At 65.4% G+C, this 25394-nt stretch carries 22 protein-coding genes, 1 tRNA gene and 2 pseudogenes; 11 read left to right on the forward strand and 14 right to left on the reverse strand.

Going from position 1 to position 25394, the window contains the following annotated elements; translation table 11 throughout:
• Nucleotides 1-11: 11 nt before the first annotated feature.
• Genes V5F84_RS10835 through V5F84_RS10845 form a run of 3 tightly spaced genes read right to left on the reverse strand, consistent with a single transcriptional unit; the run spans nucleotide 12 to nucleotide 2913 of the window.
• Complete coding sequence (locus tag V5F84_RS10835; RefSeq protein WP_394042574.1) at nucleotides 12-917, reverse strand: NAD(P)-dependent oxidoreductase; 906 nt, start codon at nucleotides 915-917, stop codon at nucleotides 12-14.
• Nucleotides 904-1782, reverse strand: a complete 879-nt coding sequence (locus tag V5F84_RS10840; protein WP_394042573.1) for an amidohydrolase family protein — start codon at nucleotides 1780-1782, stop codon at nucleotides 904-906. Before V5F84_RS10840 ends, V5F84_RS10835 begins: the two co-directional genes overlap by 14 nt.
• Before the next feature lie 54 nt (nucleotides 1783-1836).
• Entirely contained in the window at nucleotides 1837-2913 is a 1077-nt protein-coding gene (locus tag V5F84_RS10845) for a 4-hydroxythreonine-4-phosphate dehydrogenase PdxA (protein WP_394042572.1), read from the reverse strand.
• A gap of 162 nt (nucleotides 2914-3075) precedes the next feature.
• Between V5F84_RS10845 and V5F84_RS10850 the strand changes: the two genes are divergently transcribed.
• Nucleotides 3076-3747, forward strand: a complete 672-nt coding sequence (locus V5F84_RS10850; protein ID WP_394042571.1) for a GntR family transcriptional regulator — start codon at nucleotides 3076-3078, stop codon at nucleotides 3745-3747.
• Nucleotides 3748-3762: 15 nt separating this feature from the next.
• Here the strand turns inward: V5F84_RS10850 and V5F84_RS10855 are convergent, their stop codons facing one another.
• From V5F84_RS10855 to V5F84_RS10880, 6 genes are all read right to left on the reverse strand, one after another.
• Entirely contained in the window at nucleotides 3763-4578 is an 816-nt protein-coding gene (locus V5F84_RS10855; RefSeq protein ID WP_394042570.1) for a phosphodiesterase, read from the reverse strand.
• A 5-nt stretch (nucleotides 4579-4583) separates the two neighbouring features.
• Nucleotides 4584-5651: an ABC transporter ATP-binding protein gene (locus V5F84_RS10860; protein WP_394042569.1), complete on the reverse strand. Its 1068-nt coding sequence runs from the start codon at nucleotides 5649-5651 to the stop codon at nucleotides 4584-4586.
• On the reverse strand, nucleotides 5648-6454 hold the full coding sequence (locus V5F84_RS10865; protein WP_394042568.1) for an ABC transporter permease: 807 nt from the start codon (nucleotides 6452-6454) through the stop codon (nucleotides 5648-5650). The genes V5F84_RS10860 and V5F84_RS10865 overlap by 4 nt, the downstream gene beginning before the upstream one ends.
• A 5-nt stretch (nucleotides 6455-6459) precedes the next feature.
• Complete coding sequence (locus tag V5F84_RS10870; RefSeq protein WP_394042567.1) at nucleotides 6460-7278, reverse strand: ABC transporter permease; 819 nt, start codon at nucleotides 7276-7278, stop codon at nucleotides 6460-6462.
• Between the two features lie 869 nt (nucleotides 7279-8147).
• On the reverse strand, nucleotides 8148-9170 hold the full coding sequence (locus V5F84_RS10875; protein WP_394042566.1) for an ABC transporter substrate-binding protein: 1023 nt from the start codon (nucleotides 9168-9170) through the stop codon (nucleotides 8148-8150).
• An 86-nt stretch (nucleotides 9171-9256) separates the two neighbouring features.
• Complete coding sequence (locus tag V5F84_RS10880; protein WP_394042565.1) at nucleotides 9257-10336, reverse strand: substrate-binding domain-containing protein; 1080 nt, start codon at nucleotides 10334-10336, stop codon at nucleotides 9257-9259.
• Between the two features lie 259 nt (nucleotides 10337-10595).
• Between V5F84_RS10880 and recA the strand changes: the two genes are divergently transcribed.
• The 3 genes from recA to V5F84_RS10895 all read left to right on the forward strand — a co-directional run bounded on the left by recA (nucleotide 10596) and on the right by V5F84_RS10895 (nucleotide 16237).
• Nucleotides 10596-11678, forward strand: a complete 1083-nt coding sequence (gene recA / locus V5F84_RS10885; RefSeq protein WP_394042790.1) for a recombinase RecA — start codon at nucleotides 10596-10598, stop codon at nucleotides 11676-11678.
• A gap of 283 nt (nucleotides 11679-11961) precedes the next feature.
• Nucleotides 11962-14607 (forward strand): alanine--tRNA ligase, encoded by a 2646-nt coding sequence (alaS, locus tag V5F84_RS10890; protein WP_394042563.1) that lies wholly within the window; start codon nucleotides 11962-11964, stop codon nucleotides 14605-14607.
• Nucleotides 14608-14965: 358 nt separating this feature from the next.
• Nucleotides 14966-16237, forward strand: a complete 1272-nt coding sequence (locus tag V5F84_RS10895; RefSeq protein WP_394042562.1) for a cyclic nucleotide-gated ion channel — start codon at nucleotides 14966-14968, stop codon at nucleotides 16235-16237.
• Between the two features lie 54 nt (nucleotides 16238-16291).
• Here V5F84_RS10895 and V5F84_RS10900 read toward each other — a convergent pair whose 3' ends face one another.
• Nucleotides 16292-17506 (reverse strand): NADP-dependent isocitrate dehydrogenase, encoded by a 1215-nt coding sequence (locus V5F84_RS10900; RefSeq protein WP_394042561.1) that lies wholly within the window; start codon nucleotides 17504-17506, stop codon nucleotides 16292-16294.
• A gap of 196 nt (nucleotides 17507-17702) precedes the next feature.
• On the opposite strand from V5F84_RS10900, the gene V5F84_RS10905 reads away from it, so the two are divergent.
• Nucleotides 17703-18566 carry an RNA methyltransferase gene (locus V5F84_RS10905; protein WP_394042560.1) on the forward strand — a complete coding sequence of 288 codons (864 nt, stop codon included), beginning with the start codon at nucleotides 17703-17705 and terminating at the stop codon, nucleotides 18564-18566.
• Between the two features lie 125 nt (nucleotides 18567-18691).
• Nucleotides 18692-18768: transfer RNA gene (locus V5F84_RS10910), tRNA-Met, on the forward strand.
• Here the strand turns inward: V5F84_RS10910 and V5F84_RS10915 are convergent.
• Nucleotides 18725-20317: a recombinase family protein gene (locus V5F84_RS10915; protein ID WP_394042789.1), complete on the reverse strand. Its 1593-nt coding sequence runs from the start codon at nucleotides 20315-20317 to the stop codon at nucleotides 18725-18727. The genes V5F84_RS10910 and V5F84_RS10915 overlap by 44 nt on opposite strands.
• Here V5F84_RS10915 and V5F84_RS10920 point away from each other — a divergent pair.
• A complete protein-coding gene (locus V5F84_RS10920; RefSeq protein ID WP_394042559.1) occupies nucleotides 20252-20398 on the forward strand; it encodes a hypothetical protein in 147 nt (48 codons plus the stop codon). The genes V5F84_RS10915 and V5F84_RS10920 overlap by 66 nt on opposite strands.
• A gap of 4 nt (nucleotides 20399-20402) precedes the next feature.
• Here V5F84_RS10920 and V5F84_RS10925 read toward each other — a convergent pair whose 3' ends face one another.
• Nucleotides 20403-20630 carry a hypothetical protein gene (locus V5F84_RS10925; protein WP_394042558.1) on the reverse strand — a complete coding sequence of 76 codons (228 nt, stop codon included), beginning with the start codon at nucleotides 20628-20630 and terminating at the stop codon, nucleotides 20403-20405.
• Between the two features lie 252 nt (nucleotides 20631-20882).
• On the opposite strand from V5F84_RS10925, the gene V5F84_RS10930 reads away from it, so the two are divergent.
• The 3 genes and pseudogenes from V5F84_RS10930 to V5F84_RS10940 form a co-directional block, all read left to right on the forward strand.
• On the forward strand, nucleotides 20883-21185 hold the full coding sequence (locus tag V5F84_RS10930) for a hypothetical protein (protein WP_394042557.1): 303 nt from the start codon (nucleotides 20883-20885) through the stop codon (nucleotides 21183-21185).
• Nucleotides 21182-21610, forward strand: a pseudogene (locus V5F84_RS10935) (PIN domain-containing protein); the annotation flags it as partial. The gene V5F84_RS10930 and the pseudogene V5F84_RS10935, both read left to right, overlap by 4 nt.
• A gap of 443 nt (nucleotides 21611-22053) precedes the next feature.
• A pseudogene (locus tag V5F84_RS10940) lies at nucleotides 22054-22263 on the forward strand (tyrosine-type recombinase/integrase); the annotation flags it as partial.
• Between the two features lie 15 nt (nucleotides 22264-22278).
• Here the strand turns inward: V5F84_RS10940 and V5F84_RS10945 are convergent.
• Nucleotides 22279-23367, reverse strand: a complete 1089-nt coding sequence (locus tag V5F84_RS10945; protein ID WP_394036802.1) for a helix-turn-helix domain-containing protein — start codon at nucleotides 23365-23367, stop codon at nucleotides 22279-22281.
• A 1-nt stretch (nucleotide 23368) separates the two neighbouring features.
• Nucleotides 23369-23965 carry a hypothetical protein gene (locus V5F84_RS10950; protein ID WP_394042556.1) on the reverse strand — a complete coding sequence of 199 codons (597 nt, stop codon included), beginning with the start codon at nucleotides 23963-23965 and terminating at the stop codon, nucleotides 23369-23371.
• Nucleotides 23966-24185: 220 nt separating this feature from the next.
• Between V5F84_RS10950 and V5F84_RS10955 the strand changes: the two genes are divergently transcribed.
• Nucleotides 24186-25382, forward strand: coding sequence for a DUF932 domain-containing protein (locus V5F84_RS10955; RefSeq protein WP_394042555.1), 1197 nt, complete (start codon nucleotides 24186-24188; stop codon nucleotides 25380-25382).
• Nucleotides 25383-25394: the final 12 nt, after the last annotated feature.

Genomic DNA, 25394 nt, shown 5'->3' on the forward strand with positions numbered 1-25394 from the left:
CTGGGCCTCACTCACGCCGAAGCGTGGCGCGGCTGCGCATCGTGATCGTAGAGTTCGAGAATGGCCGAGGTGTCGCGCTCGCTGCCGCCGAGGGCGACGTAGCGGTCGTAGAGGCGCAGCGCCTCGTCCATCATGGGGGTCGGGGCGCCGGCGGCGTCCGCCAGCTCCTTCACCATGTGCATGTCCTTGACCAGCTGGCGGGTATAGGCGCGCGGGCGGAAATCCCGCTCGGCGAAGCGCGGGAAGATCTGGCGCAGCAATTCCCCGTCCGCATGCCCGCCGGCGACGCAGGCGGGAATGCGGGCCACATCGATGCCCGCCCGTTCGGCGAGCTTCGCGCCTTCCGCCAGCACGACATAGAGGCAGGACACCATCAATTGGCTGACCATCTTGGCGGTCAGCCCGGCACCGGTGGGCCCGACATGGGTGAAGGCCGAGGAAATGTCGGCGAACAGCGGCGCGAGGCGGGCGATCTCGCCGTCCGGGCCACCGGCCATGACGGCGAGTTTCCCTTCAGCCGAAGCGGGGGGACCGCCGGAAACCGGGGCGTCGATCCACGCGCAGCGGGTCCGGTCCGAAAGGCGGGCGGCGAAGGCGCGGCAGCGCTCCACCTCGATGGTGGAGAAATCCACCAGCACCTGCGGCGGGCGCATGACCCGCGCGACGCCGTCCGGGCCGAACACCGCCTGCTCGACCGCGGCCGGCGTCGGCAAATTGAGCAGCACGGCCGTCGCGCCAGCCACCGCATCGGCGGGATCGAGAGCGGGCCGGGCGCCCGCAGCCACGGCCTGGGCGAGGCGCTCGGCGCTGACGTCATAGGCGTGCACCTCGTGCCCGCACGCGACGAGACGCGCGGCCATGGGGCCGCCCATCAGGCCGACGCCGATATAGGCGAATGTGAGCCTAGTCGATGGCATAGAAGCGGATCGCATTGTCGTGGAACAGCTTGGTGCGCTCTTCCAGGGAGAAGCCCGAGGTGATGGTCTTGTAGCCGCTGAAGATCGTATCGAGATCGCCGCAGACGCTGTCGACCGGGAAGTTGCTGCCGAACATGCAGCGGTCCACGCCGAAGAAATCGATGATGGAGAGGACGATGTCGCGGTTGTTCTCCACCGTCCAGGGAATGCCCGGCAGGCCGATGCCGGAGATCTTCACCGCAACGTTCGGGCACTTGGCGAAGGCGCGCATGGCGGCCTTCCAGCCGGTGATGCCGTTTTCGCTGCGGTTCGCCGGCAGGCCGGAATGCAGCAGAATGATCTGCGTGTCGGGATAGGCGCGGGCGAGGTCCGCGGCATCGTCCAGGTGCCACCAATGGGTCTGGAGATCGAAGCTGAGGCCGTTTTCCTTCAGGCGCGCGAAGCCCTTCCGCCACACCGGGTCCATCATGGTGCTCTGCACCGAGGTGCCCGGCGTCTTGCTGCCGACGGGCTTGTGGCGCACGCCGCGCACGAACGGGAAGGCGGCGAGGCGCGCCAGCACCTCGGCGACATCGGGCTGGTCCATCCAGGCCTGCCCGACGGCGACGTTCGGCCAGCCGGTCTGCTTGCGCATCTCGGCGATGAATTCCATCTCGCCGATGGGATCGGTGGGGTCCCATTCCGCCTCGATATAGACGGTCTTCACCACCTGGTGGCCCTTGGCGTCCTTCTTATAGTCCTCGGGATAGTATTTGCGGCAGATCGCCGAGTAATCGCCGTAGCGGAACGGAATCAGCGGCTTCTCGCACAGCCAGGGATAATTCTGGGTGGTCGGATCCCAGAAATGGACGTGCGCGTCTACCATCGGGAAAGAATCCACGACAACAATCTCCCTTATTCTTCGTCGCTCGATGACCCCTCAGGCGGAGGCGGCGGCGCTTGACGTCACAATTGGGGCAGGGGCCGCCCTGCCGGATGCGAGGCTTGCGGCCAGCAGCAGCGTGGCGCGCATGGCGCCCGGATGCGCCTTGCCTTCGCCCGCGATGTCGTAGGCGGTGCCGTGGGCCGGCGTGCAGATGGGGAAGGGGAAGCCGCCGAACAGGACCACGCCCTTCTCGAAATTCATCAGCTTCATCGCGATCTGACCCTGGTCGTGATACATGGTCAGCACGGAATTGAAGTCGCCCCGGCTGGCGCGCACGAACACCGTGTCCGGGGAGAACGGCCCGTCGCAATCGATGCCGCGGGCGCGGCCCTCGGCGACGGCGGGGGCGATCACCTCGATTTCCTCGCGGCCGAAATTGCCGTTGTCGCCGGCGTGGGGATTGAGCCCCGCCACCGCGATCTTCGGATGGGCGACCCCGCCGGCGCGCATGATGCGATCCGTCATCACGAGCCGCCCCAGCACCGCCTCGCGGGTGATGAGCGGGGCGACCTGCGAGAGCGGCACATGGGAGGTGACGCGCCCGGTCCAGATGTCGGCGACGTTGAATTCCGCGACCCCGGTGCCCGGGCCGAGGATCTCCGAAATGAAGACGATCTCGTCCTGGTACGGGGGATAGGCGAGGCGCATCGCGTATTTGTTGAAGGGCGTGAAGCACAGCGCGTCCAGCACGCCCGCATGGGCGAGGCGGATGCCGGTGCGGAAATTCTCCAGCGCGAAGGCGCCGCCCTCGCGGGTCGGTTCGCCGGCCGGCAGGTGGCTGAGATCGGCCGGCCCGCCCACCTCCACCATCAGATGGCGGCCGACGGCAGCGATGGCGTCGCGCGTCAAGCCCTCAAGCGGAAGGGCGGGAAGATCGAGGTGGACGCCGCAGGTTGCCGCGCCGGCATCCAGCATCCACCGGTTGCCAAGAACCACCAGCTGCATGGCGGCGCTGACGACGGGGTCGGTGAGCATCTTGGCGGCAAGCTCGGCGCCGATGCCACCGGGGTCGCCCATGGCGAGGCCCATGACACACCGATCCTGCCCGCTGATGGCGGCGGAAAATCCCATGCTCGGCTCCTCCCAAGGGGCGATCTGTCGCCGCCCTCTCAAAGTGCATACAGTGTTCTGCACGCAGTGGGCAGCCGCTTGCAAGCATTTTTTTTTGCGCTAGACACGAGAGGGAACAACTTCGAGTTTGCCGTGACCTTGCTCCGTGGGCCAACCGCCGCCGTGGATTATCAGGAGGTGCCGATTCAGCAGCGCACGCTGCATGATGAAGTCGCCATGCGTATTCGCGACATGATCGTGGAAGGGCGCCTGGATCCCGGAAGCAGGATCAATGAAGTTCAGTTGGGAAAATCACTCGGCGTTTCCCGAACGCCTTTGCGCGAGGCGTTGAAGACGCTCGCCAGCGAAGGTCTGGTGGACCTGGTGCGCAACAAGGGCGCCATCATCCGCAAGTTTGCGCTGGTCGAGACCATCGACATGATGCGCGCGCTGGGCGCGATCGAGCAGACCTGCGCGCGCATCGCGTGCGAAATCGCGAGCGACGATGAGATCGCCCACTTCCGCAGCACCCATGACGAGATGATCGCCGACTTCGAGGCGCGCAATCGCCTCGCTTATTTCAAGCGGAACCAGCAACTGCACCAATTACTGGTGGATATGTCCCACAACGAGACGCTCGCGCGGTTTCACCGCACCGTGCAGGAGCGGCTGCGCCGGGTGCGGTTCATCGGCAACGACAAGCCGAAAATCTGGACCGAGGCGGTCAAGCAGCATATCGAAATGACGGCTGCACTGGAGGCGCGGGACAAGGAAAGATTGCATCTCGTGCTGGAGCGCCATCTGGACCTGACGCTCCGCCGCCTCCAGGAGGCCTCGCAGGAAAGCGAGCTTTAGCCGCGCCCGCGAACTTCAGCCCAGCAGAGCCTTGTCCGGCCCGAAGAAGGGATGCGGCCCGTCGTAGGTTCCGATGAAACTCGTATGGGTTACGAGCCGTTCGTCGGCGAATCGGTGCAGGTGCAGGGCGGGCGGCTCCAGGTGGAAGGTCGGCGCGCCGGCCGGGTCGAAATCGAGCGTCACCGCATGGGCCGTCGACGGGCAGATGGAGGCCGTCACTCCGGCGAAGCGGGTGAAAACGGTGCGGTGGACATGCCCGCACACCACCGCGAGAACCTGGGCGTGCCGCGACACAACCTGTTCCAAGGCGTCCGCATCGCGCAGGTTCTGCACGTCCATATGGTTGATGCCGGTGAGGAACGGCGGATGGTGCAGGGCGATCAGCGCCGGCCGGTCCGGCGCCGTGGCCAGCGTCGCGTCCAGCCAGGCGAGGGTTGCCGCGCCGAGTTCGCCGTGGGAGGCGCCGGACACGGACGAATCCAGCATCACGAGGCGAACGGGAAACGCCTCCTCCACATAGTTCAGCTTGCCGGCCTGCGCCCGCGCCGCGATCTCAGGGAACGCCGTCGCGACGCCGCTTGTGCTGTCGTGATTGCCGGGAATGGGCAGCAGCGGTATGGGCACCGCGGCCGTGAGCGCGCGGAAGCGGGCATATTCCTCCGGCTGGTCGAAATCGGTGAGGTCTCCCGTCACCAGCACCACGTCGGGCCGCGGGGCGAGCGTCATCAGATGGGCCACCGCCCGTTCGAGGAAGGCGGCGGTGTCCACCACCCCATAGGCCAGCGCGCCGGGCGTGCGGATATGGGTATCGGTGATCTGGGCAATGAGCATGAGGGTTACACCGGAACGAGGCGGGAAGGGTCGATGGCGAGGCCCACGCGCGCGCCGAGCGCCAGCGGTTCCTCGGGAGCGGTTTCAACGATGATGCGGCTGCCGTCGGGCGCGGCGAGCACCACGCGCTGGCGCGCGCCGAGGAAATGCACCTGGGCGATGGTGAAGTGAAGGCCGGTCTCCTCCGGCGGGCAGATGCGCGCCACTTCCGGGCGGAAGGCCAGCGCCGCCTGCGCCGTATCCGCGCCGGCATGGGGCAGGACGCCGGCGGCGGTCTCGAAGCGGCCGTTCCGGATGCTGCCCTCCAGGCGGTTCGTGGTGCCGACGAAGCCGGCGACGAAGGCGTCGGCGGGGTGAAAATAGATCTCCCGCGGGGTGCCGATCTGGGCGATGGCGCCCTGGCGCATCACCACGATCCGGTCGCCCAGCGCGAGCGCTTCCGCCTGATCGTGGGTGACATAAATGGCGGTGATGGCGAGCGAGCGCAAAAGCGCGTCGATCTCCGTGCGCAGATGTTCCCGCAAGGCGGCGTCGAGCGCGGTGAGGGGTTCGTCCAGCAGGATCGCGCGGGGCCGCACGGCAAGCGCCCGGGCGAGCGCGACGCGCTGGCGCTGGCCGCCGGAGAGTTGGTCGATGTGGCGGGTCGCGAGCTGATCGATGCGCATCATCTCCAGCACCTCGGCGGCGCGCTTCAGCCGCTCCGCCTTGGGCACGCCGCGCACGCGCAGGCCATAGGAGACGTTCTCCACCACATTCATGTTGGGGAACAAAGCATAGGATTGGAACACCATGCCCACGTGGCGTTTCTCGATGGGCAGGGCGGTCACGTCGGCGCCGTCGAAGGTCACGGTGCCGCCGGCATCGGGGGCTTCGAGACCCGCGATGATGCGCAGGGTGGTGGTCTTGCCGCAGCCCGAGGGGCCGAGCAGCACCAGCGTCTCGCCGGCCGCGATGGAGAGATCCAGCGGCTCCAGGGCGCGGGTGCCGTCGGCGAAGGTTTTCGCGCAGCGCGTCAGCGCGATGGCGGCGCCCTGGACCGCGAGGGCGGGCGCGGAGAGGGGGGATTGGCTCACGGGCGGGTCTTCCGGTCCATGGCCCGGCGCTCGCCGCCGACGAACTGGATGGCGAGCAGCAGGGGCACGATCATGATGAAGAAGACGAGCGTATAGGCGCTCGCGATTTCGAGCCGCATGGAGGCATAGCTGTCGGCCAGCCCCACCGGCAAAGTGGCGGTCAGAGGGGTGTGCAGCATCCAGGTGAGGTTGAATTCGCCGATGGAGAGCGTCACCACCATGAGCGCGCCGGCAAGGATGCCGGGCCGCGCATTGGGCACCACCACCTGGATGAAACGCTGCCAGGGCGAGGCGCCCAGACTCGCCGCGCCTTCCTCCAGCGTGCGCACGTCCACCGCCGCGAGCACCGCCATCACCGCGCGCAGCATGAAGGGCAAGGTGTAGAGCACATGCCCGACCAGGATGAAGGCATCGCTCGCCCGGAACGCGCGGATGCCGCCATAGGCGAGGATCAGCGCCAGCGCCAGCGCAAGGCCGGGGATGGCGACGGGCAGGGTCACGATCTCCTCCACCAGCCGCGAGAAGCGGCCGGGCTTCCTCACCAGCGCCCAGGCGGCGGGCACGCCGATCAGCAAGGTGACGGCCAGCGTGCCGAGGGCGATCAGGATCGAGCGGAAGATGGTCGGGGCATAAAGCCCCCACACCTGCGCCACCCATTCCAGGGTGAGGCCGGAGCGCACCCCCTGGAAATAATTGACCGTAAGGCCCGCAAGTATGCTCGTGAGGGCCGGTACAACCAGAAAAGCGGCCGCAAGCAGCGTGATCAGCAGCTGGAAGCCGAAGACGAGAGGGTTCGCGCGCATATCCCTCACCCCGCCGCCGCGACGCCGGCACCGGCGAAATTGCGAGTCGCCGCCAGCACGCCCCAGGTGATCAGCCCGAGCGCCAGCGACAAAGCGCAGGCGCTGGAGAAGTTCGCCGCCAGGGTGAATTCCGTATAGATCGTCATCGCCAGCACATCGATGCGGGTGGCGAGCGTGAACGCGGTGCCGAACGCCCCCATGGCGGTGGCGAACGCGATGGCGCCGCAGGCCATCAGCGCCGGCGCGAGCCCCGGCAGGATCACGTCGCGCAGCACCTCGAACCGTCCCGCGCCCAGCGAGCGCGCGGCCTCCGACAACGCCGGATCGAGCTTTTCCGCCGCCGCCATCAGCGTCACCAGCACGCGCGGCAGGGAGAAATACACATAGCCCGCGAACAGGCCGGCCATGGAATAGGCGAACACCAGCCTGCCCAGCCCGAGGCTCTGGGTGAGGCCGCCGAGCAATCCTTGCCGGCCGGCCAGCAGGATGATCATGAAGCCCACTACGACGCCGGGAAAGGCGAGCGGCAAGGTGAGCAGGGAGACGAGGAAGGGACGGCCGTAAAAGCGGTTCTGCGCCAGGAACAGCGCCACCACCGTGCCGATGGCGAGCGTCGCCAGCGTCACCCCGGCGGAGAGCGTGAGGGTGGCGATGAGGGTCGCGAAATGGCGGGGATTGGTGAGGATGACCAGATATTCCGCCACCCCGTTCGGCCCCTCGCCGGCCACCGCCACCACCCGCACCAAAGGCAGCAGGAAGAAGGCGAGCACGAACACGCCGAGCGGCAGCAGCAGGATATTGGCCAGTCGATCGGCGCTGTTCATGGAAGTGCCTGTGTCGGGGATCAGAATTGGCTCCCTCTCCCGCGTGCGGGGGAGGTTTTTTTGGGGTGGGACGGCATCCCGCGTGGCTGAACCCGCGTCCGCTCCCTCTCCCGCGTGCGGGGGAGGGCTGGGGAGGGGGAATGCGGCCGGGCACGGCACGCTTCCGCCCGTCGCAAGATCCCCTGCGGCGCCGAAGCCTTAGACCGTCGGCGGCTTAGCTTCCCGCCGCGCTCCGGCCCCCTCCGCCCTCACCCGCCCGCTGGCGCCTCCCTCTCCCGCTTGCGGGGGAGGGCTGGGGAGGGGGAATGCTCCCGCTTGCGGGGGAGGGCTGGGGAGGGGGAATGCGGCCGGCTACGGCACGCTTCCGCCCGTGGCAGGATCCCTTGCGGCGCCGAAGCCTTAGACCGTCGGCGGCTTAGCTTCCCGCCGCGCTCCGGCCCCCTCCCAACCCTCCCCCGCAGGCGGGAGAGGGCTTTCAGGGGCGGGGCGGGCCTATTTCACCTCGGCGAGATACTTGTCCGAGAAGCCCTTCTGCACGCTCTCCATCTTGCCGTAGTCCACCGGCTTGGCGCGGGCGTAATCGGCGGCGGGCAGGAAGCGGTCGGCGACCTCCTTCGGCAGCGTCCCGCCGCGCTCCGGCCCCCTCCGCCCTCACCCGCCCGCTGGCGCCTCCCTCTCCCGCGTGCGGGGGAGGGCTGGGGAGGGGGAATGCAGCCGGCTACGGCACGCTTCCGCCCGTGGCAGGATCCCTTGCGGCGCCGAAGCCTTAGACCGTCGGCGGCTTAGCGTCCCGCCGCGCTCCGGCCCCCTCCCAACCCTCCCCCGCAGGCGGGAGAGGGCTTTTGTGGGGCGCCCGTGGCGGGGCGGGCCTATTTCACCTCGGCGAGATACTTGTCCGAAAAGCCCTTCTGCACGCTCTCCATCTTGCCGTAGTCCACCGGCTTGGCGCGGGCGTAATCGGCGGCGGGCAGGAAGCGGTCGGCGACTTCCTTCGGCAGCGGCACGTCGCGCACCGGGCGCAGATAGGCGGCGGCCCACATGGCCTGTCCCTTGTCGGACAGCACATAGTCCAGCACCTTCTTGGCCGCTTCGGGGTGCGGGTCGTTCTTCACCATGGTCATCACATAGGGAACGACGATCGAGCCCTCGCAGGGGATGACGAAGGCGAAATTGCCCTTCTCGCTGTATTTGGCGCGATAGGCGTTGAAGTCATAATCGAACAGGATCGGGATCTCGCCGGAGACCACACGGGCATAGGAGGTCTGCTTCGGCACGATCGGCTGGTTGGCGGCGAGCTTCTTGAAGAAGTCGAGGCCGGGGCCGAAATTCTCCAGCGAGCCGCCGAGCGCGTTGTTCACCGCCACCGCGCCCACATAGCCCACGAAGGCGCTGGACGGGTCGAGATAGCCCACCATGCCCTTGTATTCGGGCTTCAGGAGGTCCGCCCAGCAGGCCGGCACCGGCGCGCCGCCGAGCGCATCCTTGTTGATGAACAGGCCGAGCGTGCCGGAATGGATGGTGAACCAATGGCCCTCGGGATCCTTCAGGCCGGCGGGGATCTGCGAGAAATTCTTCGGCTCATAGGCCTGGGTGACGCCGGCTTCCTTGGCCTTGATGCCGAAGGTGACGCCGAGATAGGCGACATCCGCCACCGGGCTCGCCTTCTCGGCGATGATCTGGGCCAGGGACTGGCCGGAATTCTTGTTGTCCGGCGGCACCTCGACGCCGGTGTCGGCCTTGATGGCCTTGAGCATGCTGCCCCAATCGGCCCATTCGGTGGGGCAATTGTAGCAGATGGCATCCGCCGCCTGGGCGGGGGCGAGGGTGGCGGGCAGCACGGCGGCCGCGAGCAGCGGCGCGGCGAGCAGGGACTTCAGCGCTGAGAAGGTCATGCCTTGGTCTTTCATGTGGTCGCACAAAGGGGTGCCCGGCCGGGCGAGCCGGACGGGGTCGCAAACGCGGTACGAAAGGCGGGCCGTCAGGCGGCCGGGGTGCGCGATCCGCCCGCGGGCGAACCGGAGAAACGGGGGGCGGCGCCGGGGTCCGGCGGCGCGGCGGCCAGGGTGCCGGTGAGGCGCAGATGATAGGGCAGGTGTTCCACCGCCCGTCCCGTCGCGCCCTCGAACATGTCGAACAGCCGCTCGATGGCGCGCGCGCCCATGAGGCGGGTCGGCTGGTCCACGGTGGAGAGTTCCGGCGTCACCAGCCGACCGATGGCGATGCCGTCGAACCCCGCCACCGACATGTCGCCGGGCACGCAAAGCCCCATGGCGCGCACGGCGGCGATGATGGAGAGCGCCAGCAGATCGTTGGAACAGATCATCGCGGTGGGCCGCGCCCGGGCGGCGAACAGGCCTTCCAGCGCCGCGCGATGGGCCGGGGCGTCGGCGATATAGTCCAGTTCCAGCACCGGCTCAGGGGGAAGGCCGGCCGCGCCCATGGCGGCGAGATAGCCCTGGTGGCGCAACCGCGAGCGATCGGACGAGGAGAAGCGGCCGGCAATGAACAGGATGCGCCGGTGCCCCTGGGCGATCAGCGCCTCGGTGAGGGCGCGGGTGGCGCCGGCATTGTCCACCGTCACGGCGGGGCGGGAAATGCGCTGCGGCTCGTTATAGACCAGGACATAGGGGATGGCCTCGGCATCCAGCATGTCGAGGGTGGAATTGGCATCCGGATCGGCCACGGTGAGCACGAGCCCGGCCACGCTCTGGGCCACCAGCGTGTCCACCACGGCGCGCTCGCGGGCTGGGTCGTAGTCGGTGGCGGTCACCAGCAGCGCATGGCCGCGCACGCGCGCTTCCGCCTCGATGCCGGCGACGGAGCTGGCGAACACCGGATTGGTCAGGCTGGGGATGACCACGCCGACGGTGCGGGTGCGCAGGGTCTTCAGCGAACGGCCGATCTCGCTCGGGCGGAAGCTCAGCTCGGCGATGGCGGCGCGCACGCGCGCCTCCGCCTCCGCGCTCGCCCGCGCCGTGCCGTTGATGACGCGGCTGACGGTGGCGATGGAGCAGCCGGCGCGCTCGGCGACGGTGCGGATGGTGACGGTGCGCGCCAAGCCGGCTCCTCGGATGTATGTAACCGTTTACACGGCTCTCCTAGGGCCGCGATGTTACAGCCGTATGACGCGGCGGAGACCTGCGCTTCGATGCGCATTTCGGCGCCGAAAAGCGCATTGAAATTTCGGCGCGCGGAAGATTCACGGAAACTTAGCGATAAGCGCCGAACTTGACCGGAACATATTGCGAACATCGAACAAAACAGGTACAAATTCGGGCGTAAACGAATAATCCTTGCACGCGGCGGAGAGCACAGCGATGACTCAGTCCACACTCAGACTCGTCGAAGGTTCCTCCATGGATAAGACGAAAGCGCTCGACGCCGCGCTCTCACAGATCGAGCGGCATTTCGGCAAGGGCTCGATCATGCGGCTCGGCAAGAGCGGCAAAGCCATTGAAATTGAAAGCATTCCTTCCGGGTCGCTGGGATTGGACATCGCGCTGGGCATCGGCGGTCTGCCGCGCGGACGGGTGGTCGAGATCTTCGGCCCCGAATCGTCCGGCAAGACCACGCTGGCCCTGCATACCGTTGCAGAAGCTCAGAAAAAGGGCGGCGTTTGCGCCTTCATCGATGCCGAGCACGCGCTTGATCCCATCTATGCCCGCAAGCTGGGTGTGAACCTGGACGATCTCCTTATTTCCCAACCGGATGCGGGCGAGCAGGCGCTGGAGATCTGCGACACGCTGGTGCGCTCCGGCGCGGTGGATGTGCTGGTGGTCGATTCGGTCGCCGCCCTCACCCCCCGCGCCGAACTGGACGGCGAGATGGGCGACAGCCAGCCCGGCATGCAGGCCCGCCTGATGAGCCAGGCCCTGCGCAAGCTGACGGCGTCCATCTCCAAATCCAACACCATGGTGATCTTCATCAACCAGATCCGCATGAAGATCGGCGTGATGTATGGGTCGCCGGAAACCACGACCGGTGGCAACGCCTTGAAATTCTACGCCTCCGTCCGCCTCGACATCCGCCGCATCGGGATGATCAAGGAGCGCGACGAGGTGATCGGCAACCAGACCCGCGTCAAGGTGGTGAAGAACAAGCTGGCCCCCCCGTTCAAGCAGGTGGAATTCGACATCATCTATGGCGAAGGCGTCTCGAAGACCGGCGAATTGCTCGATCTCGGCGTGCGCGCTGGGGTGGTGGAAAAGTCCGGCTCCTGGTTTTCCTATGACAGCCAGAGGCTTGGCCAGGGGCGCGAGAACGCCAAGACCTTCTTGAAGCAGAACGCCGAAGTTGCCGGGCGAATCGAAGCGGCCGTGCGCCAGAATGCCGGTCTGATCGCCGAGCAGATCCTCGCCGGTCCCGACGATGACGACTCCGCCGAGGCCGCCGAGGATTGAGCATCGGCCTGGATTTCCAGGAACAGGAAGGCGGAGCCCGGTTCCGCCTTCCGCGTCCGCCCTCAGCGCTTTTATCCCGCAGATGGGGCGAGGCGATGGGCGGGCAATAATCACCATGGCGCGAAGGCGCCGGAAACGCTTTTCTGGACAAGCGGAAACGGCATCGTTAAACGATCTTCGCTTGCGCATGAGGGCTTTGGCGTTTGTCCGGGCCGTGTGAGAACCGACGTCGCGCCCGTCCGCGCGTCGGGGGAAATCCAGTCAAGGGTATGGTGGCCGGCACATGAGCGGCGTGAATGAGATCCGGTCGACCTTCGTCGATTATTTCGTGAGGCAGGGCCACGAGGCGGTGCCCTCCTCGCCGCTGGTGCCGCGCAACGACCCGACGCTCATGTTCACCAATGCGGGCATGGTGCAGTTCAAGAATGTCTTTACCGGCATGGAAAAGCGCCCCTATTCGCGGGCGGTGACCTCGCAGAAATGCGTCCGCGCCGGCGGCAAGCACAATGATCTGGACAATGTCGGCTATACGGCCCGGCACCATACCTTCTTCGAAATGCTCGGCAATTTCTCGTTCGGCGATTATTTCAAGGACCGCGCCATCGAGCTCGCCTGGAACCTTGTGACGCGCGAGTTCGAGCTTGCGAAGGACCGTCTCCTGGTCACGGTCTATTCCGAAGACGACGAAGCACACGCCCTGTGGAAGAAGATCGCCGGCCTGCCCGACGAGCGCATCATCCGCATTTCCACCTCTGACAATTTCTGGGCCATGGGCGACACCGGCCCCTGCGGTCCGTGTTCGGAAATTTTCTTCGATCACGGCGCGCACATTCCCGGCGGCCCTCCGGGCTCGGCCGATGCCGATGGCGACCGCTTCATCGAGATCTGGAATCTCGTGTTCATGCAGTATGAGCAGCTTCCCGGCGGGGAACGCCTGGCGCTGCCGCGGCCCTCGATCGATACCGGCATGGGCCTTGAGCGCATCTCCGCCCTGCTGCAAGGCACCCACGACAATTACGAAACCGACCTGATGCGTGCGATCATCGCCGAGGTCGCCGAATTGACCGGCGTTTCCCCGGACGGTCCGCAGAAGGCCAGCCATCGCGTCATCGCCGATCATCTGCGCGCCTCCGTCTTCCTGACCGCGGATGGCGTGCTGCCCTCCAATGAAGGGCGCGGCTACGTCCTGCGGCGAATCATGCGCCGTGCCATGCGCCACGCCCAGCTTTTGGGCGCGCGCGATCCGCTGCTGCATCGCCTGGTTCCGATCCTGGTGCGGGAGATGGGCCGCGCTTATCCCGAGATCGTCCGGGCCGAGGCGCTCGCCACCGAGACGCTGCTGCTGGAGGAGCGCCGGTTCCGCCGTACCCTCGAGCGGGGTCTGCTGATCCTGGAGGAGGAGAGCGCCGGCCTCACCAGCGGCGCGCGCTTCCCCGGAGATGTGGCCTTTAAGCTTTACGATACCTATGGTTTTCCGCTCGACCTGACCGAGGACGCGTTGCGCGGCCGCGGCATCCATGTGGACACCGATGCCTTCAAGGCCGCCATGGAGCGGCAGAAGGCGGACGCGCGCGCGGCGTGGCAAGGCTCCGGCGAGGCGGCCACGGATGCGGTCTGGTTCGCCCTGCGCGAACGCGAGGGGGCAACGGAATTCCTCGGCTACGACACGGAGAGCGCGGAAGGCGTGGTGCGCGCCCTGGTTCGTGACGGGGCCGAGGTTGCCGAACTGGAGGCGGGCGAGCAGGGCCTGCTGGTGATGAACCAGACCCCCTTCTATGGGGAGTCCGGCGGGCAGGTGGGCGATAGCGGACGGCTTGCGGGCGAGGGCGTCGTCGCTGATATCCTCGGCACCCAGAAGAAGCTGGGCGACCTGTTCGTCCACGATGTCAGGGTGAAGGAAGGTTCGCTCCGGGTCGGTGCGGCGGTTTCGCTGTCGGTGGACCATGAGCGACGTTCGGCCGTCCGGGCAAACCATTCGGCCACCCACCTGCTGCACGAAGCGCTGCGCCGCGTGCTCGGTGACCATGTGGCCCAGAAGGGCTCGCTCGTGGCGCCGGACCGGCTGCGGTTCGATTTCAGCCATCCCAAGCCCTTGTCCGACGCCGAGGTTGCGCAGGTGGAGGACATCGCCAACGCCTATGTGCTGCGGAACGAGCCCGTCGACACCCGTCTCATGGCGGTGGACGAAGCCATCGAATCCGGGGCGCGGGCGCTGTTCGGCGAGAAATATGGCGACGAGGTTCGGGTCGTCTCCATGGGGACCGACCCCGGCAATGGCGCGCCGTATTCGGTGGAATTGTGCGGCGGCACCCATGTGTCGCGCACCGGCGATATCGGTATCGTTTCGATCGTGTCGGAGAGCGCGGTTGCGTCCGGCGTGCGGCGCATCGAAGCGCTGACAGCAACGACCGCCCGCCACCACCTCAATGCGGCCAATGCCGCCTTGCAGTCGGCGTCCGCGAGCCTGAAGACCGTTCCGGCGGATCTGGATGCGCGCATCATGGCCCTGGTGGAAGAGCGGCGCAAGCTGGAGCGCGACCTTGCAGACGCCCGCAAGCGCCTCGCCATGGGCGGCGCCGGTGGCGAAGAGCCGCTGCGCACCGTGGGCGATGTGAAACTGATGGCGAAACAGGTCTCGGGAATTGAGCTCAAGGATCTGAAGAGCCTGGTCGACGAGGGCAAGAAGCGCCTGGGCTCGGGCGTGGTCGCGATCGTCGGCGTCACCGATGATGGCAAGGCCGGCCTCGTGGTGGGAGTGACGGCCGATCTCGTCGCGCGGTTCGATGCGCAAAAGCTCGTGCGCGCCGGCGTCGAGGCGCTCGGCGGCAAGGGGGGTGGCGGTCGGCCGGACATGGCGCAGGGCGGCGGGCCCGATGCCAGCAAGGCGGACGCGGCCTTGGCGGCCATCGAAGGTGCGCTCGGCGCGTGACGCAGGACCGAATGCCGGTGGCGCTTTTGGGCCGGGGGGTGGCGTAGGCGGGCCGCTCCGTGGTCACGGGGTTTCCGCCGGAAGGCCGGCCAAGGTTTGCCGGAGGCGAGAGGGCGGTCCGGCCGGCGTTCTTGGGGTGACCGCGAGACGTGCCCGCCGGTTCGGTCCGCGCGTATCGGTGCGGCATGCTGCTGTCGCTCCGCCGGGGAGGCCCGCATTATCCATGCTGCGGCTTGGTGTCGGGCGGCGTGAATTTGGCTTTGTCGGCAGGCCCGGCATCGTGCCACGATAAGGTGTTGCGCGTTCGGGTGGGGCCATTCGGGCGCGGCAGCCGGCTTTAAGGGAGAACCGGCCACAGATGCCGGCCGAAGGGCAGAACCCGCCCCCTCAGCTTTCGCTCTGGCGCCTGCCGCGGCACGCCATGCGCAGGCGTATGTTCGCGATCCTGGAGCGCGATGCGGTCCATGATCCCACGGCCCAGGTCGTGCACACCCTTCTGATTGCGCTCATTCTTGGCAATACCTTCGCCGCCGTCGTGGAAACCGTGCCGAGCATCGGCGTGCCCTATCGCGCCGGCCTGCATGTGTTCGAGCTGGTGTCGTTCGTGGTCTTCGCGGCCGAATATGGCCTGCGCCTCTGGGCGGCGCCGGAAAACCCGCGGTTTCGCGGAATGCGTTCGGGACGGGCCCGGCTCAGCTATGCCGCGACCCCTGCCGCCATCATCGATCTTCTGGCGGTCATGCCGTTCGGCTTGGTGCTGCTGCTGAATGCAGACCTGCGCATTTTTGCGCTTTTCCGCCTTGTGCGCTTCATGAAGCTGGCGCGCTATTCGCCGGGCATCGCCTCGCTCTTGGAAGCCATCCGGCTGGAGCGGCATGCCTTGCTAGCGTGCCTCGGCATCATTGCCGCCGTCGTGCTGCTCGCCGCCTCGGTCATGTATGTGGTGGAGCACGAGGCGCAGCCGGACAAGTTCGGGTCCATTCCCCTTGCCGCCTGGTGGGCGGTGGTCACCGTCACGACGGTCGGCTACGGCGATGTGGTGCCGATCACCCTCGCGGGCCGGATGGTGGCGGGTGTCACCATGATCACGGGCCTGGTCATGATTGCCCTGCCGGTGGGCATCATCACGTCCGCGTTTGCGGATGTGATCCGCCGCCGCGAATTCGTGGTGAGCTGGGGCATGGTGGCGCGCGTGCCGCTGTTCGCGGAACTGGACGCGGCGGGGATCGGGGAAATCCTGCGTCTCCTCTCCTCCCACACGGCCGAGCCCGGCGAAGTGCTCATGCGGCGCGGGGATGTGGCGCGCTCCATGTTCTTCATCCTCTCGGGCGAGGTGCAGATCGAGTTGGAAGCCGGGCCGCTCCGCCTGGGCGAGGGGCATTTCTTCGGCGAAATGGCCTTGCGCACGGGCCGCTTGCGCAGCGCCACGGTGCGGGCGCTCTCGCGCACCCAATTGCTGATCCTTGAAGGGAAGGATTTCGCCGATCTGTTGGCCCGGCGTCCGGAAATCGCGGGCCGGATCGCGGATCTCGAACATCGCGAGGAGGCCCCGCATTCGCTGCGGCCGCGCGGCGATATTTCCCCGGAAGAACTCGACGAGGCGGATCGCCAGCCCTCTTCGGATGCGTAAAGAAAAACGGGGCGCGCAAGGCGCCCCGTCCGATGCGTTACAGCCGGCCTTCTCTCAGGCGGCCATGGCCTTGGTCAGATTATCGGAAACCTTGTCCAGGAAGCCGGTGGTGGAGAGCCACTTCTGGTCGGCGCCGACCAGCAGGGCCAGATCCTTGGTCATGTCGCCGGCTTCCACCGTGTCCACGCAGACCTTTTCCAGCGTGTCGGCGAACTTGGCCAGTTCGTCATTGCCGTCCAGCTTGGCGCGGTGGGCAAGGCCCCGCGTCCAGGCGAAGATGGAGGCGATGGAATTGGTGGAGGTCTCCTTGCCCTTCTGATGCTCGCGATAATGGCGGGTCACGGTGCCGTGAGCGGCTTCCGCTTCCACCGTCATGCCATCGGGAGTCATGAGCACGGAGGTCATGAGGCCGAGCGACCCGAAGCCCTGGGCCACGATGTCGGACTGCACGTCGCCGTCATAATTCTTGCAGGCCCACACATAGCCGCCGGACCATTTGAGCGCGGACGCGACCATGTCGTCGATCAGGCGGTGTTCGTAGGTGAGCTTGCGCTTCTCGAACTCTTCCTTGAACTCGGCGTCGTAAATCTCCTGGAAGATGTCCTTGAAGCGGCCGTCATAGGCCTTCAGGATCGTGTTCTTGGTGGAGAGATAGACGGGATAATTGCGGTTCAGGCCGTAGTTCAGCGAAGCGCGGGCGAAATCGCGGATCGACTCGTCCAGGTTGTACATGGAGAGGGCGACGCCGGCGCCGGGGAACTTGTAGACTTCCTTCTCGATCTTGGTGCCGTCTTCGCCCACGAAGGAGATGGTCAGCGTGCCCTTGCCGGGGACCTTGAAATCGGTGGCGCGGTACTGGTCGCCGAAGGCATGGCGACCGACGATGATCGGCTGCGTCCAGCCCGGCACGAGGCGGGGCACGTTCTTGCAGATGATGGGCTCGCGGAAGATGACGCCGCCGAGGATGTTGCGGATGGTGCCGTTGGGCGACTTCCACATTTCCTTCAGGTTGAATTCCTTCACGCGCGCTTCGTCGGGCGTGATGGTGGCGCACTTCACGCCGACGCCATGCTTCTTGATCGCCTCGGCAGCGTCGATCGTCACCTGGTCGTTGGTGGCATCGCGATTTTCGACCGAGAGATCGTAATATTCCAGGTCGATATCGAGATAGGGGTGGATCAGCTTGTCCTTGATGTACTGCCAGATGATCCGAGTCATCTCATCGCCGTCGAGTTCGACGACAGGATTTGCCACCTTGATCTTCGCCATGTGGACGACCTTTCGGGGCGCTCTGAGAGCGTAAAGAGGGTCTATGGGAGATGCCGTATCGGCCCGCGCCCCGCTGGCGCCGACGACACCTCGCCCGGCGAGGCCGCTATAGCATTCACGCAGCAGAAGAAGAAGCGCATGACACCTCGACTTTGGCCGTGCCCGCGGGCTAGAGAGCCGATAAAGGGAAAAAATGATGCCCGGCGCAGGAACTGACAGCACGAAGCCCTGGATCGGCGGCGGTCCGGTGGTGATTTTGGTGGAACCGCAGCTCGGCGACAATATCGGCTCGGCGGCGCGGGCCATGGGCAATTTCGGCCTGTCGCGCCTGCGCCTCGTCAATCCGCGCAACGGTTGGCCGGACGAGCGCGCTCGAATCTTCGCCGCCGGCGCCGACCGCATCCTGGAGGAGGCGACGCTGTTCCCGGACCTGCGGGCGGCGCTCGCGGATGTGAATTATGCCATCGCCGCGACCGCCCGCGAACGCGGCATGGCCAAGGCAGTGCTCGGCGCCGACGAGGCCGCCGGGGAGGCCGCGGCGCGGCTCGCCCAGCACGAGGACGTGGCCCTCGTGTTCGGACGCGAGCGCACCGGCCTCTATACGGAAGAGGTCTCGCTCTGCGATGTGATCCTGACCTTGCCGGTGAACCCGGCGTTCGCCTCGCTGAACCTCGCGACCGCGGTTTCGGTGGTGGCCTACGAATGGTTCAAGCGCGCGACCGGCGGCGCGCTGCCCTTTGCCTCGGCGGAAAAATCGCCGGTGGCCGAGAAAAAGGACCTCCTGGCTTTCTTCGACCATCTGGAAGGCGAGCTGGAGGCCGCGGCCTTCTTTCGCTCGGCCGACAAGCAGCCCTCCACGACGCGGAACATCCGCAACATCTTTCACCGTATCGCGCTCTCCAAGCAGGATCTTGCAACCCTGCACGGCATGATCACCTCGCTGGTTGAGGGGCGGATCGGCCGGGAGAAGCGCAAGAGCGAGCGCAATGAAAAGGCGGCCCAGAAACGCGCCCGCGCCCTTGCGGGCCATGGATCTTCGCCGCCGGACGGCGACGCGTGAGGCCGCGCCGTCCACAGGCAAATGAAATTGGGGCGCTTTTTTTGAAGCGAGGGGTTTCCTTCCCGGGTCGGCATTGTTACATACACGTCACTGACGCCGGTTCGCCGGCAAATCGTCAGCTCTGACGCGGGGTGGAGCAGCCCGGTAGCTCGTCAGGCTCATAACCTGAAGGTCACAGGTTCAAATCCTGTCCCCGCAACCATCTTGACTTGCGATCGGCCCGCCCCTCCGGCGGGCCGTTTTCTTTTGAGAGAAATCGCAAGAATTCCAGCCAGATCACCTCGCACGTCGACCTGGAGCTCGCCTTCCGCCGGCGTAAGGATGATCTCCCTCACCAGCGATCGAATCAGGTCGGCCGCAGTCATCCGCTTTTCCTCCGAATCCTCCCGAAGCGCCGCATACAGTTCGTCCACCTGGACGTGGTAGTGATGCGCCATATTCGGATGCAGGAGGGGCGGCGGCTCCTGGGCGTCCTGCAGGAACGCTTTCAGCTCCTTCTGGCGAGCCTCAAGCTCCTTCATCTGCTTCATCATCCGGGTGGGTGCGTCGTCGCTGTCGGATGCGAGGATGAGCTTCATCAGCTTGTCCAGCTCCCGGTCGATTCGCTTAATCTCGGCCTCGGCCGCATCGATCGACGCTCGGCCGTCCATACGCAGCCGATTCATCTCGCGGGTGAATTCCTCGCAGAATTCTTTGAACAGCGCTGGGTCCATCAGGTGATGGCGCAGCGCGTTCAGGACGCGCGCTTCGAACTGATCACGCCGGATGTTCCTGCGATTGTCGCAGGTGCCCTTGTTCCGGGCCGTGGAGCAGCCAACCAGGTCAGCCGAGATCATCGAATAGCCACCGCCACAGCAGGCGCACTTGGTCAGGCCCGAGAAAAGGTATTTGGGGCGCCGACGTTCCCGGAAGTGGTTCTCGGTCTCGCCGTCGTCGCTACGGTTCAGTTTGACAGCTTTCTGGCGATCCTTGACTGCCTGCCACAGCTCGTCGTCAAGGATGCGCAACTCGGGCACATCCTGGGTGATCCAGTCCCCTTCCGGGTTTATGCGCGCTTGGCGCTTGCCAGTGTCCGGGTCTTTGATGAAGCGCTGACGGTTCCAGACCAGCTTGCCAACATACATCTCGTTATTGAGGATTCCGTTGCCTCGCTTCGGATTGCCGTTGATCGTGCTGAAGCCCCATTCTCCGCCGCCCGGCGCAGAGATGCTCTCCTTGTTCAGCTCGAAGGCGATTCGCTTCGCCGACTTTCCGGCCGCATAGTCACGGAAGATGCGGCGGATGACGCCCGCCTGGAACTCGTTGATGGTCCGGTCGCCACGTATCGGCTCGCCGCTGGCGTCGAACTTCTTCACCACATCATAGCCATAGGCGTTGCCTCCGCCGGACTTGCCCATCTCGACGCGCCCGCGCTGGCCGCGGCGGGTCTTGTCGGCGAGATCCTTAAGGAACAGGGCGTTCATCGTGCCCTTGAGGCCGACATGCAGATGCGTGACTTCGCCCTCGGAGAGCGTGACGATCTTCACGTCCGCATAGGCCATGCGCTTGTAGAGGCCGGCGATGTCCTCCTGATCGCGCGACAGACGATCCATCGCCTCGGCCAGCACGTACTGGAAGCGGCCGCGCGCCGCGTCCGAGATTAGAGCTTGGATGCCGGGACGGAGAAGCGAGGCGCCGGAAATTGCGTGGTCGGTATATTCCTCGACCACCTGCCAACCCTGCTTCTCGGCATGGAGGCGGCAGATGCGGATCTGGTCGGCGATGGAGGCGTCGCGCTGATTGTCGGACGAATAGCGGGCGTAGATCGCGACTTTCAAAGCGCACTCTCCTGAGGTGTCAGGAGCGCGTCGTGCTGCGTTCCTTCATCTGCTCCTCGAACACCTCCCGCGCGGCACGACGGGCGAGCAGGCGAGCCAACTCGCTCAGGCGCGGGTCGGGACCGTCGCCGCGGCGCACGAGCGACAGTTCCGGCTCGACGAGCCGAAGCGCACTCCTTTGCTGCTGGCGTGTGTCCTGGTCCATCGTTGCGCCGTTCGATAGCGATTGCAAGTTGATCGGCTTCACGATTGTCGTGAATCGAAGTATAAGCAACGGAAATCAACGGAGAGTATCCGACGGTATTCAGCATGTTGTTGCCGGTGCTAGCGCCGTCTGGCGTAGAAAAGCGCATCGCAGCAGACGGAAAATACCGGCGTCGGATAGCACGGCGATCCGCTCTCTGGCCAAGCCTGTCTGAAACGCGTTTCGCCATTGCGTCCTCGCTTGTTTGTACAACAAACTCGGACTATATATCCAGATATAGAGTGGAGGATGGCCATGGGCAATGCTGCACAGAAGAGAGCGATCCAGAATTACCGCGCGCGTCTGACGCAGCGCGGCTTCACTCGCTTCGAGATCATGGCGCTCGAATCCGATCGCGAGCTGATACGCGCTCTTGCCCGTCGCCTAGCTGAGGAAGGGCCGGAAGCGGAGCAGGTTCGCGTGGCCGTGAAGACAGTCGTCGCTGGTGAGCCACCCAAGCCCGGCGGCATCCTCACCGCTTTACGCCGCTCGCCGCTGGTGGGCGCGGAGCTTGATCTTTCCCGCCCGCGTGAAGATGGGCGTAAGGTCGATCTGTGACGCGCTATCTCCTCGATACCAACATCATCAGCAATATCGTCAAGCCGCAGCCGTCGGCGTCGTTGCTGGCTTGGATGGCAGCGCAGCGCGACGAGGACCTGTTTATTGCTTCACTGACAGTCGCTGAAATTCGACGTGGCGTTCTGGAAAAGCCCCGCGGCAAGAAACGCGATGCGCTCGACGCCTGGTTTGTCGGGTCGGAGGGACCGCAGGCGCTGTTCACAGGCCGTATTTTATCATTCGACGCCAAGGCCGGCCTGATCTGGGCGCGGCTGATGGCGCAGGGCAAGGTGGCGGGTCGTCCCCGTAGTGGTCTCGACATGATCATCGCCGCTGTCGCCGGTGCGAATGAATTCGTGGTGGTGACTGACAATGAGAGGGACTTCGCCGGGCTCCAGATCATCAATCCATTGCGTGGCGGCTTGGAGGGGGAGAATGATGACGGCAACGCCGCCTGTACCTATCGAGTACCAGCTCATCGGTCCGACCGAAGACGGCAACGTTGGCGATCTCCTCCTTGGGCTTGACCAGAAACAGGGGCATGAACCGCGCCGTGTTCGCCGGAGGCCATTTGGTTTGAATCAGGCCGCCCGGGAACTGGCTTCAATCCATTGACTGTCCGAATGATGCACCAGACCGCCGCGATGGACCGGTCGTCGTTCGTGCCGGGCAAGCCAATCCGACGTGCTCCCGGTTGAGCCGCCGCCAGACTTTGCGCGCGCCATGCGCCTCGAAGTTCGCGGCGAAGACGCGCCTGATCTCCGGCTTCAACTCTAGGTCCCGCTTCGCCCGCACCGACAGCTTCTCGGAATCGGCGCGTTTGGCGACATGATCAAGGTCGACGGAGCGATCGGCAGCGCCCTGCACATCGGCTCGTCGTCAGTGCGAAGACCTCAAAATCGAGGACCTGCATTTCCACGATCTTCGGCACGAAGGCACCAGCCGGCTTTTTGAAGCGGGATTTACGATCGAACAAGTCGCGCTTGTGACCGGTCACAAGGATTGGAAGATGCTGCGACGCTATACCCACCTCAAGCCGGAAGCGCTTCACACGATCCGAGCAACGAGAGCCGCCTAGCTTATCGCAAGGGGGCTATTTGATGATGCGTAGTCCCAGCGGCCGTGTTGGTTTATCGCGCAAGACTTCTGTAAAATCATAAAAATCCGGTAGCTCAGCTTCGGTCATCGTCAATATGCGTGCAAGATCGGCTATCGAATAGCCGAGGTTCTCGATGTGGGCTCGAAGAAGACTCTTGACGATCGTCGGCTCCTCGCGCGGGAAGTCGAGCTCCGGCGGTTCAGCCATGCGAATCTTGGCGATCGAGAACTGCTGCCAGATATAGTTTTTCTGAGCTGGCGTCAGCTTGCCGGCACGGTCAGCGGCAAAGACGAGGCTGGCCATCGACACCCGCCAAACACGCTTCAGTGCGGCGAGCCTTGGGAGGTCCACACGACCAGTACCAAAGTGAGATTTGACGTCCCGTGTTGGCACCAGGAAGCAGCTGGCAAAGTCGTTTGCTTCCTTTTCCATGGTCGGCGTCGGGAACCGGTGCATCACGATGTGCCCCAGCTCGTGGCTCAGCGTGAAGCGCATCCGATCAGCCGGCTGGTCGCCGTTGAGAACGATAAGCGGCGGCAGGCCGGGTACACGGAAGGTTACGCCGGACACAGACGATCCGCCCATGAAGGAATGCACGACGACAACGCCGGCCTCTTCCAGTAGTGCGGTGAGGTTCTTCACCGGTCCAGTAGGCATCATCCAGTGCCTGCGCAACAAACCCGCTACCGTCTCCGGGTCACCATATTCCTCGATATCCAGTTGCGGGATGGTGCGGCTAGGATTGATTTCCGCGGCCTGCAGCAATCGGCGGAGATGCATGATGCGAACGTTGAGCTCGGCAATGACAGCGTCGAGCTCGCCGGCGGAGACGTCCGCTTTCTTGCGCCACATGGGATGCACCGAAACTGGCGCACCATAGACGGTATCTGTCAGTACGAAAAAGCCTTCCGGCACCCGGAAAGCCGTTGCCGCCTTTTCGATGAAAGTCTGCGACGGCTCCTTGGCGTCGTTTTCGATGCGGGACAGATCCGACGGCGAGACGCCCAGCTGCTGGGCCGCCTCGTTCTGGCGGATACCTCTCCTCTGCCGCGCAAGACGGAGCATCGCTCCTGAAAATGGCATTCTACTCGTCGTCCTTCGTGTCTGTCTTTGGCACTGGCTTCACGGTGACCAGAGGCGCCGTCCTGGCAGGTGCGGTAGGGTCGACCGGAATATCGAACGGCAGCGTGGCGATATCAGGCTCGCTACCCATCGGGTAGCCCCAGAGCCGATGCTTTCCGTCTCGGGCGGTCACCTCGACACGATCAAGCTTGGTGCGCAGCCGGTTTTCGTACCACAGCAACTCGACCTTCATCGCCTCAGGCATGCCGAGCAGATCGACCTGGGCATCAATGAAATCATCATTGGCCTGGGTATCGATGTTGCTGCCCAGTCCCCTTGCCGAGCCGTGCTTGAATCGCAGCAACACGCGATCTTTGAAAAGATAGCGCACGCTCTTATCGTGCGCGATGCGGCTCACCCCGGGCATGTCGTCCAACTCGCCTCCGGCTTCCTGGACGATGAAGTCATGCATCATGCCCGTTCCGGTCCTGGCGAAGACCAGAGAGGGCCAATCCGGGTTCGAGACCAGCCGATCCCACGCCCTGAGGTGCACGGCCATCAACGGCTCTTCGAAGTCTTTCAACACTCGGTACACTTCGTCGGCGTCTGGATAGCTCACGGTGACGACTCGCGCTGTTGGTGATGTTCAATCGATACTCCGGAATTTTCGTAAATCAAACGAAAAAATTTCAGGAATGTTGCTGCCTCGGCCTGTCGAACGGTCGTTTTAAGGCGGTGCGAGAGCTTCGCTCCCCGATAGAGTGAGAGTTCGGTCCGGATTTCCGTGACGGGTTGAGGGCTGGGAGAGAGGCTTCCGGCGCCCGTCATGGAGACAACCCATGGCCCAGGTGGAGATTCTGGACGCGGCGCCTGCAGGTGCCGACGCCTATAAGGTGGATGTGAGCCGGGGCGAGCGGAACGGCCGCGTGTCCTCGGAGTGGTTCTCCCGGCCGGCGGACGAGCGCTATCTGTCCCTGTCGGAGTTGTACGGCGCCGTGCGCGGGCGGTCCGACCGGAGCCGGACGCGCACCGTGGAGAGTGCTGCCATCCGCGTCGAGGCGAGCCGCGAGGCGCCGGATCGGCTGACGCTCACACTGCCCGGGGCGGAGGCTCCTGTGGCGCCCACCCATTGGAGCTTCGGCCAGCTTGCGAGCCTCATCGGCGCGCCTGCCGCCTATCTGCGCCAGCTCCCGGCACCGTTGGCCGGCATCAACCTGCAGCACGGCCTGCTCACGCACCGCGCCGAGCAGGTAAAGACGATGGAGGTGGAAGGCGACCGCGTCGAGCTCCGGGCAGTGACCGGCCCTGACTACGGCCGCATCTATGACCATGAGCTGGTGGACGCCGTGCGACGCATCGCCGGAAACGGCACGGGCGACACCCGCTGGAAGGTGCCCGGTGTGCTCGACTGGTCGACCGGCATCTACAATCCCAGGATCGACATCACGAGGGACACCACCACGCTCTATGCTTCGGACCGCGACGTCTTCCTGTTCCTGGTGGACGACCTCAACCCCATCGAGGCCGGTCGGCTGCCGGATGGCTCGCCCGACCTGTTCTTTCGGGGCTTTTATTGCTGGAACTCGGAGGTGGGGGCGAAGACGCTGGGGATCGCCAGCTTCTATCTGCGGGCCGTCTGTCAGAACCGCAACCTCTGGGGCGTGGAGGATTTCGAGGAGATCACAATCCGCCACTCCAAGTATGCCGCCTCCCGCTTCGCCCATCAGGCCGCGCCGGCCCTTGAGCGCTTCGCCAATTCCTCGCCCATGCCGTTCGTCAACGGCATCAGGGCGGCACGCGAGCGCATCGTGGCGCGCACCGACGAGGACCGCACCGAGTTTCTGCGCCGCAAGGGATTTTCCAAGGCCGAGACGCAGAAGGTGATCGACACCGTGCTCGCCGAGGAGGGCCGGAAACCCGAGAGCATCTTCGACTTCGTGCAGGGCATCACCGCCGTGGCGCGGGACAAGCCGCATCAGGATGCCCGTCTCGATCTGGAGGCCCGGGCAAAGAAGCTGCTCGACCGGGCCGCCTGAGATCCACAATGC

This window comes from Roseixanthobacter liquoris (genome assembly GCF_043195135.2).
Taxonomy (GTDB): Bacteria; Pseudomonadota; Alphaproteobacteria; order Rhizobiales; family Xanthobacteraceae; genus NCEH01.

Excerpts from the sequence above, each read along its gene's own strand:
- V5F84_RS10900 (WP_394042561.1), bottom strand. The coding sequence starts at position 17,506 with ATGGCGAAGATCAAGGTGGCAAATCCTGTCGTCGAACTCGACGGCGAT.
- alaS (WP_394042563.1), top strand. The coding sequence starts at position 11,962 with ATGAGCGGCGTGAATGAGATCCGGTCGACCTTCGTCGATTATTTCGTG.
- V5F84_RS10945 (WP_394036802.1), bottom strand. The coding sequence starts at position 23,367 with ATGCCATTTTCAGGAGCGATGCTCCGTCTTGCGCGGCAGAGGAGAGGT.
- V5F84_RS10845 (WP_394042572.1), bottom strand. The coding sequence starts at position 2,913 with ATGGGATTTTCCGCCGCCATCAGCGGGCAGGATCGGTGTGTCATGGGC.
- V5F84_RS10840 (WP_394042573.1), bottom strand. The coding sequence starts at position 1,782 with ATGGTAGACGCGCACGTCCATTTCTGGGATCCGACCACCCAGAATTAT.
- V5F84_RS10835 (WP_394042574.1), bottom strand. The coding sequence starts at position 917 with ATGCCATCGACTAGGCTCACATTCGCCTATATCGGCGTCGGCCTGATG.
- V5F84_RS10865 (WP_394042568.1), bottom strand. The coding sequence starts at position 6,454 with ATGCGCGCGAACCCTCTCGTCTTCGGCTTCCAGCTGCTGATCACGCTG.
- V5F84_RS10870 (WP_394042567.1), bottom strand. The coding sequence starts at position 7,278 with ATGAACAGCGCCGATCGACTGGCCAATATCCTGCTGCTGCCGCTCGGC.
- V5F84_RS10930 (WP_394042557.1), top strand. The coding sequence starts at position 20,883 with ATGGGCAATGCTGCACAGAAGAGAGCGATCCAGAATTACCGCGCGCGT.
- V5F84_RS10905 (WP_394042560.1), top strand. The coding sequence starts at position 17,703 with ATGCCCGGCGCAGGAACTGACAGCACGAAGCCCTGGATCGGCGGCGGT.
- recA (WP_394042790.1), top strand. The coding sequence starts at position 10,596 with ATGACTCAGTCCACACTCAGACTCGTCGAAGGTTCCTCCATGGATAAG.
- V5F84_RS10875 (WP_394042566.1), bottom strand. The coding sequence starts at position 9,170 with ATGACCTTCTCAGCGCTGAAGTCCCTGCTCGCCGCGCCGCTGCTCGCG.
- V5F84_RS10855 (WP_394042570.1), bottom strand. The coding sequence starts at position 4,578 with ATGCTCATTGCCCAGATCACCGATACCCATATCCGCACGCCCGGCGCG.
- V5F84_RS10955 (WP_394042555.1), top strand. The coding sequence starts at position 24,186 with ATGGCCCAGGTGGAGATTCTGGACGCGGCGCCTGCAGGTGCCGACGCC.
- V5F84_RS10895 (WP_394042562.1), top strand. The coding sequence starts at position 14,966 with ATGCCGGCCGAAGGGCAGAACCCGCCCCCTCAGCTTTCGCTCTGGCGC.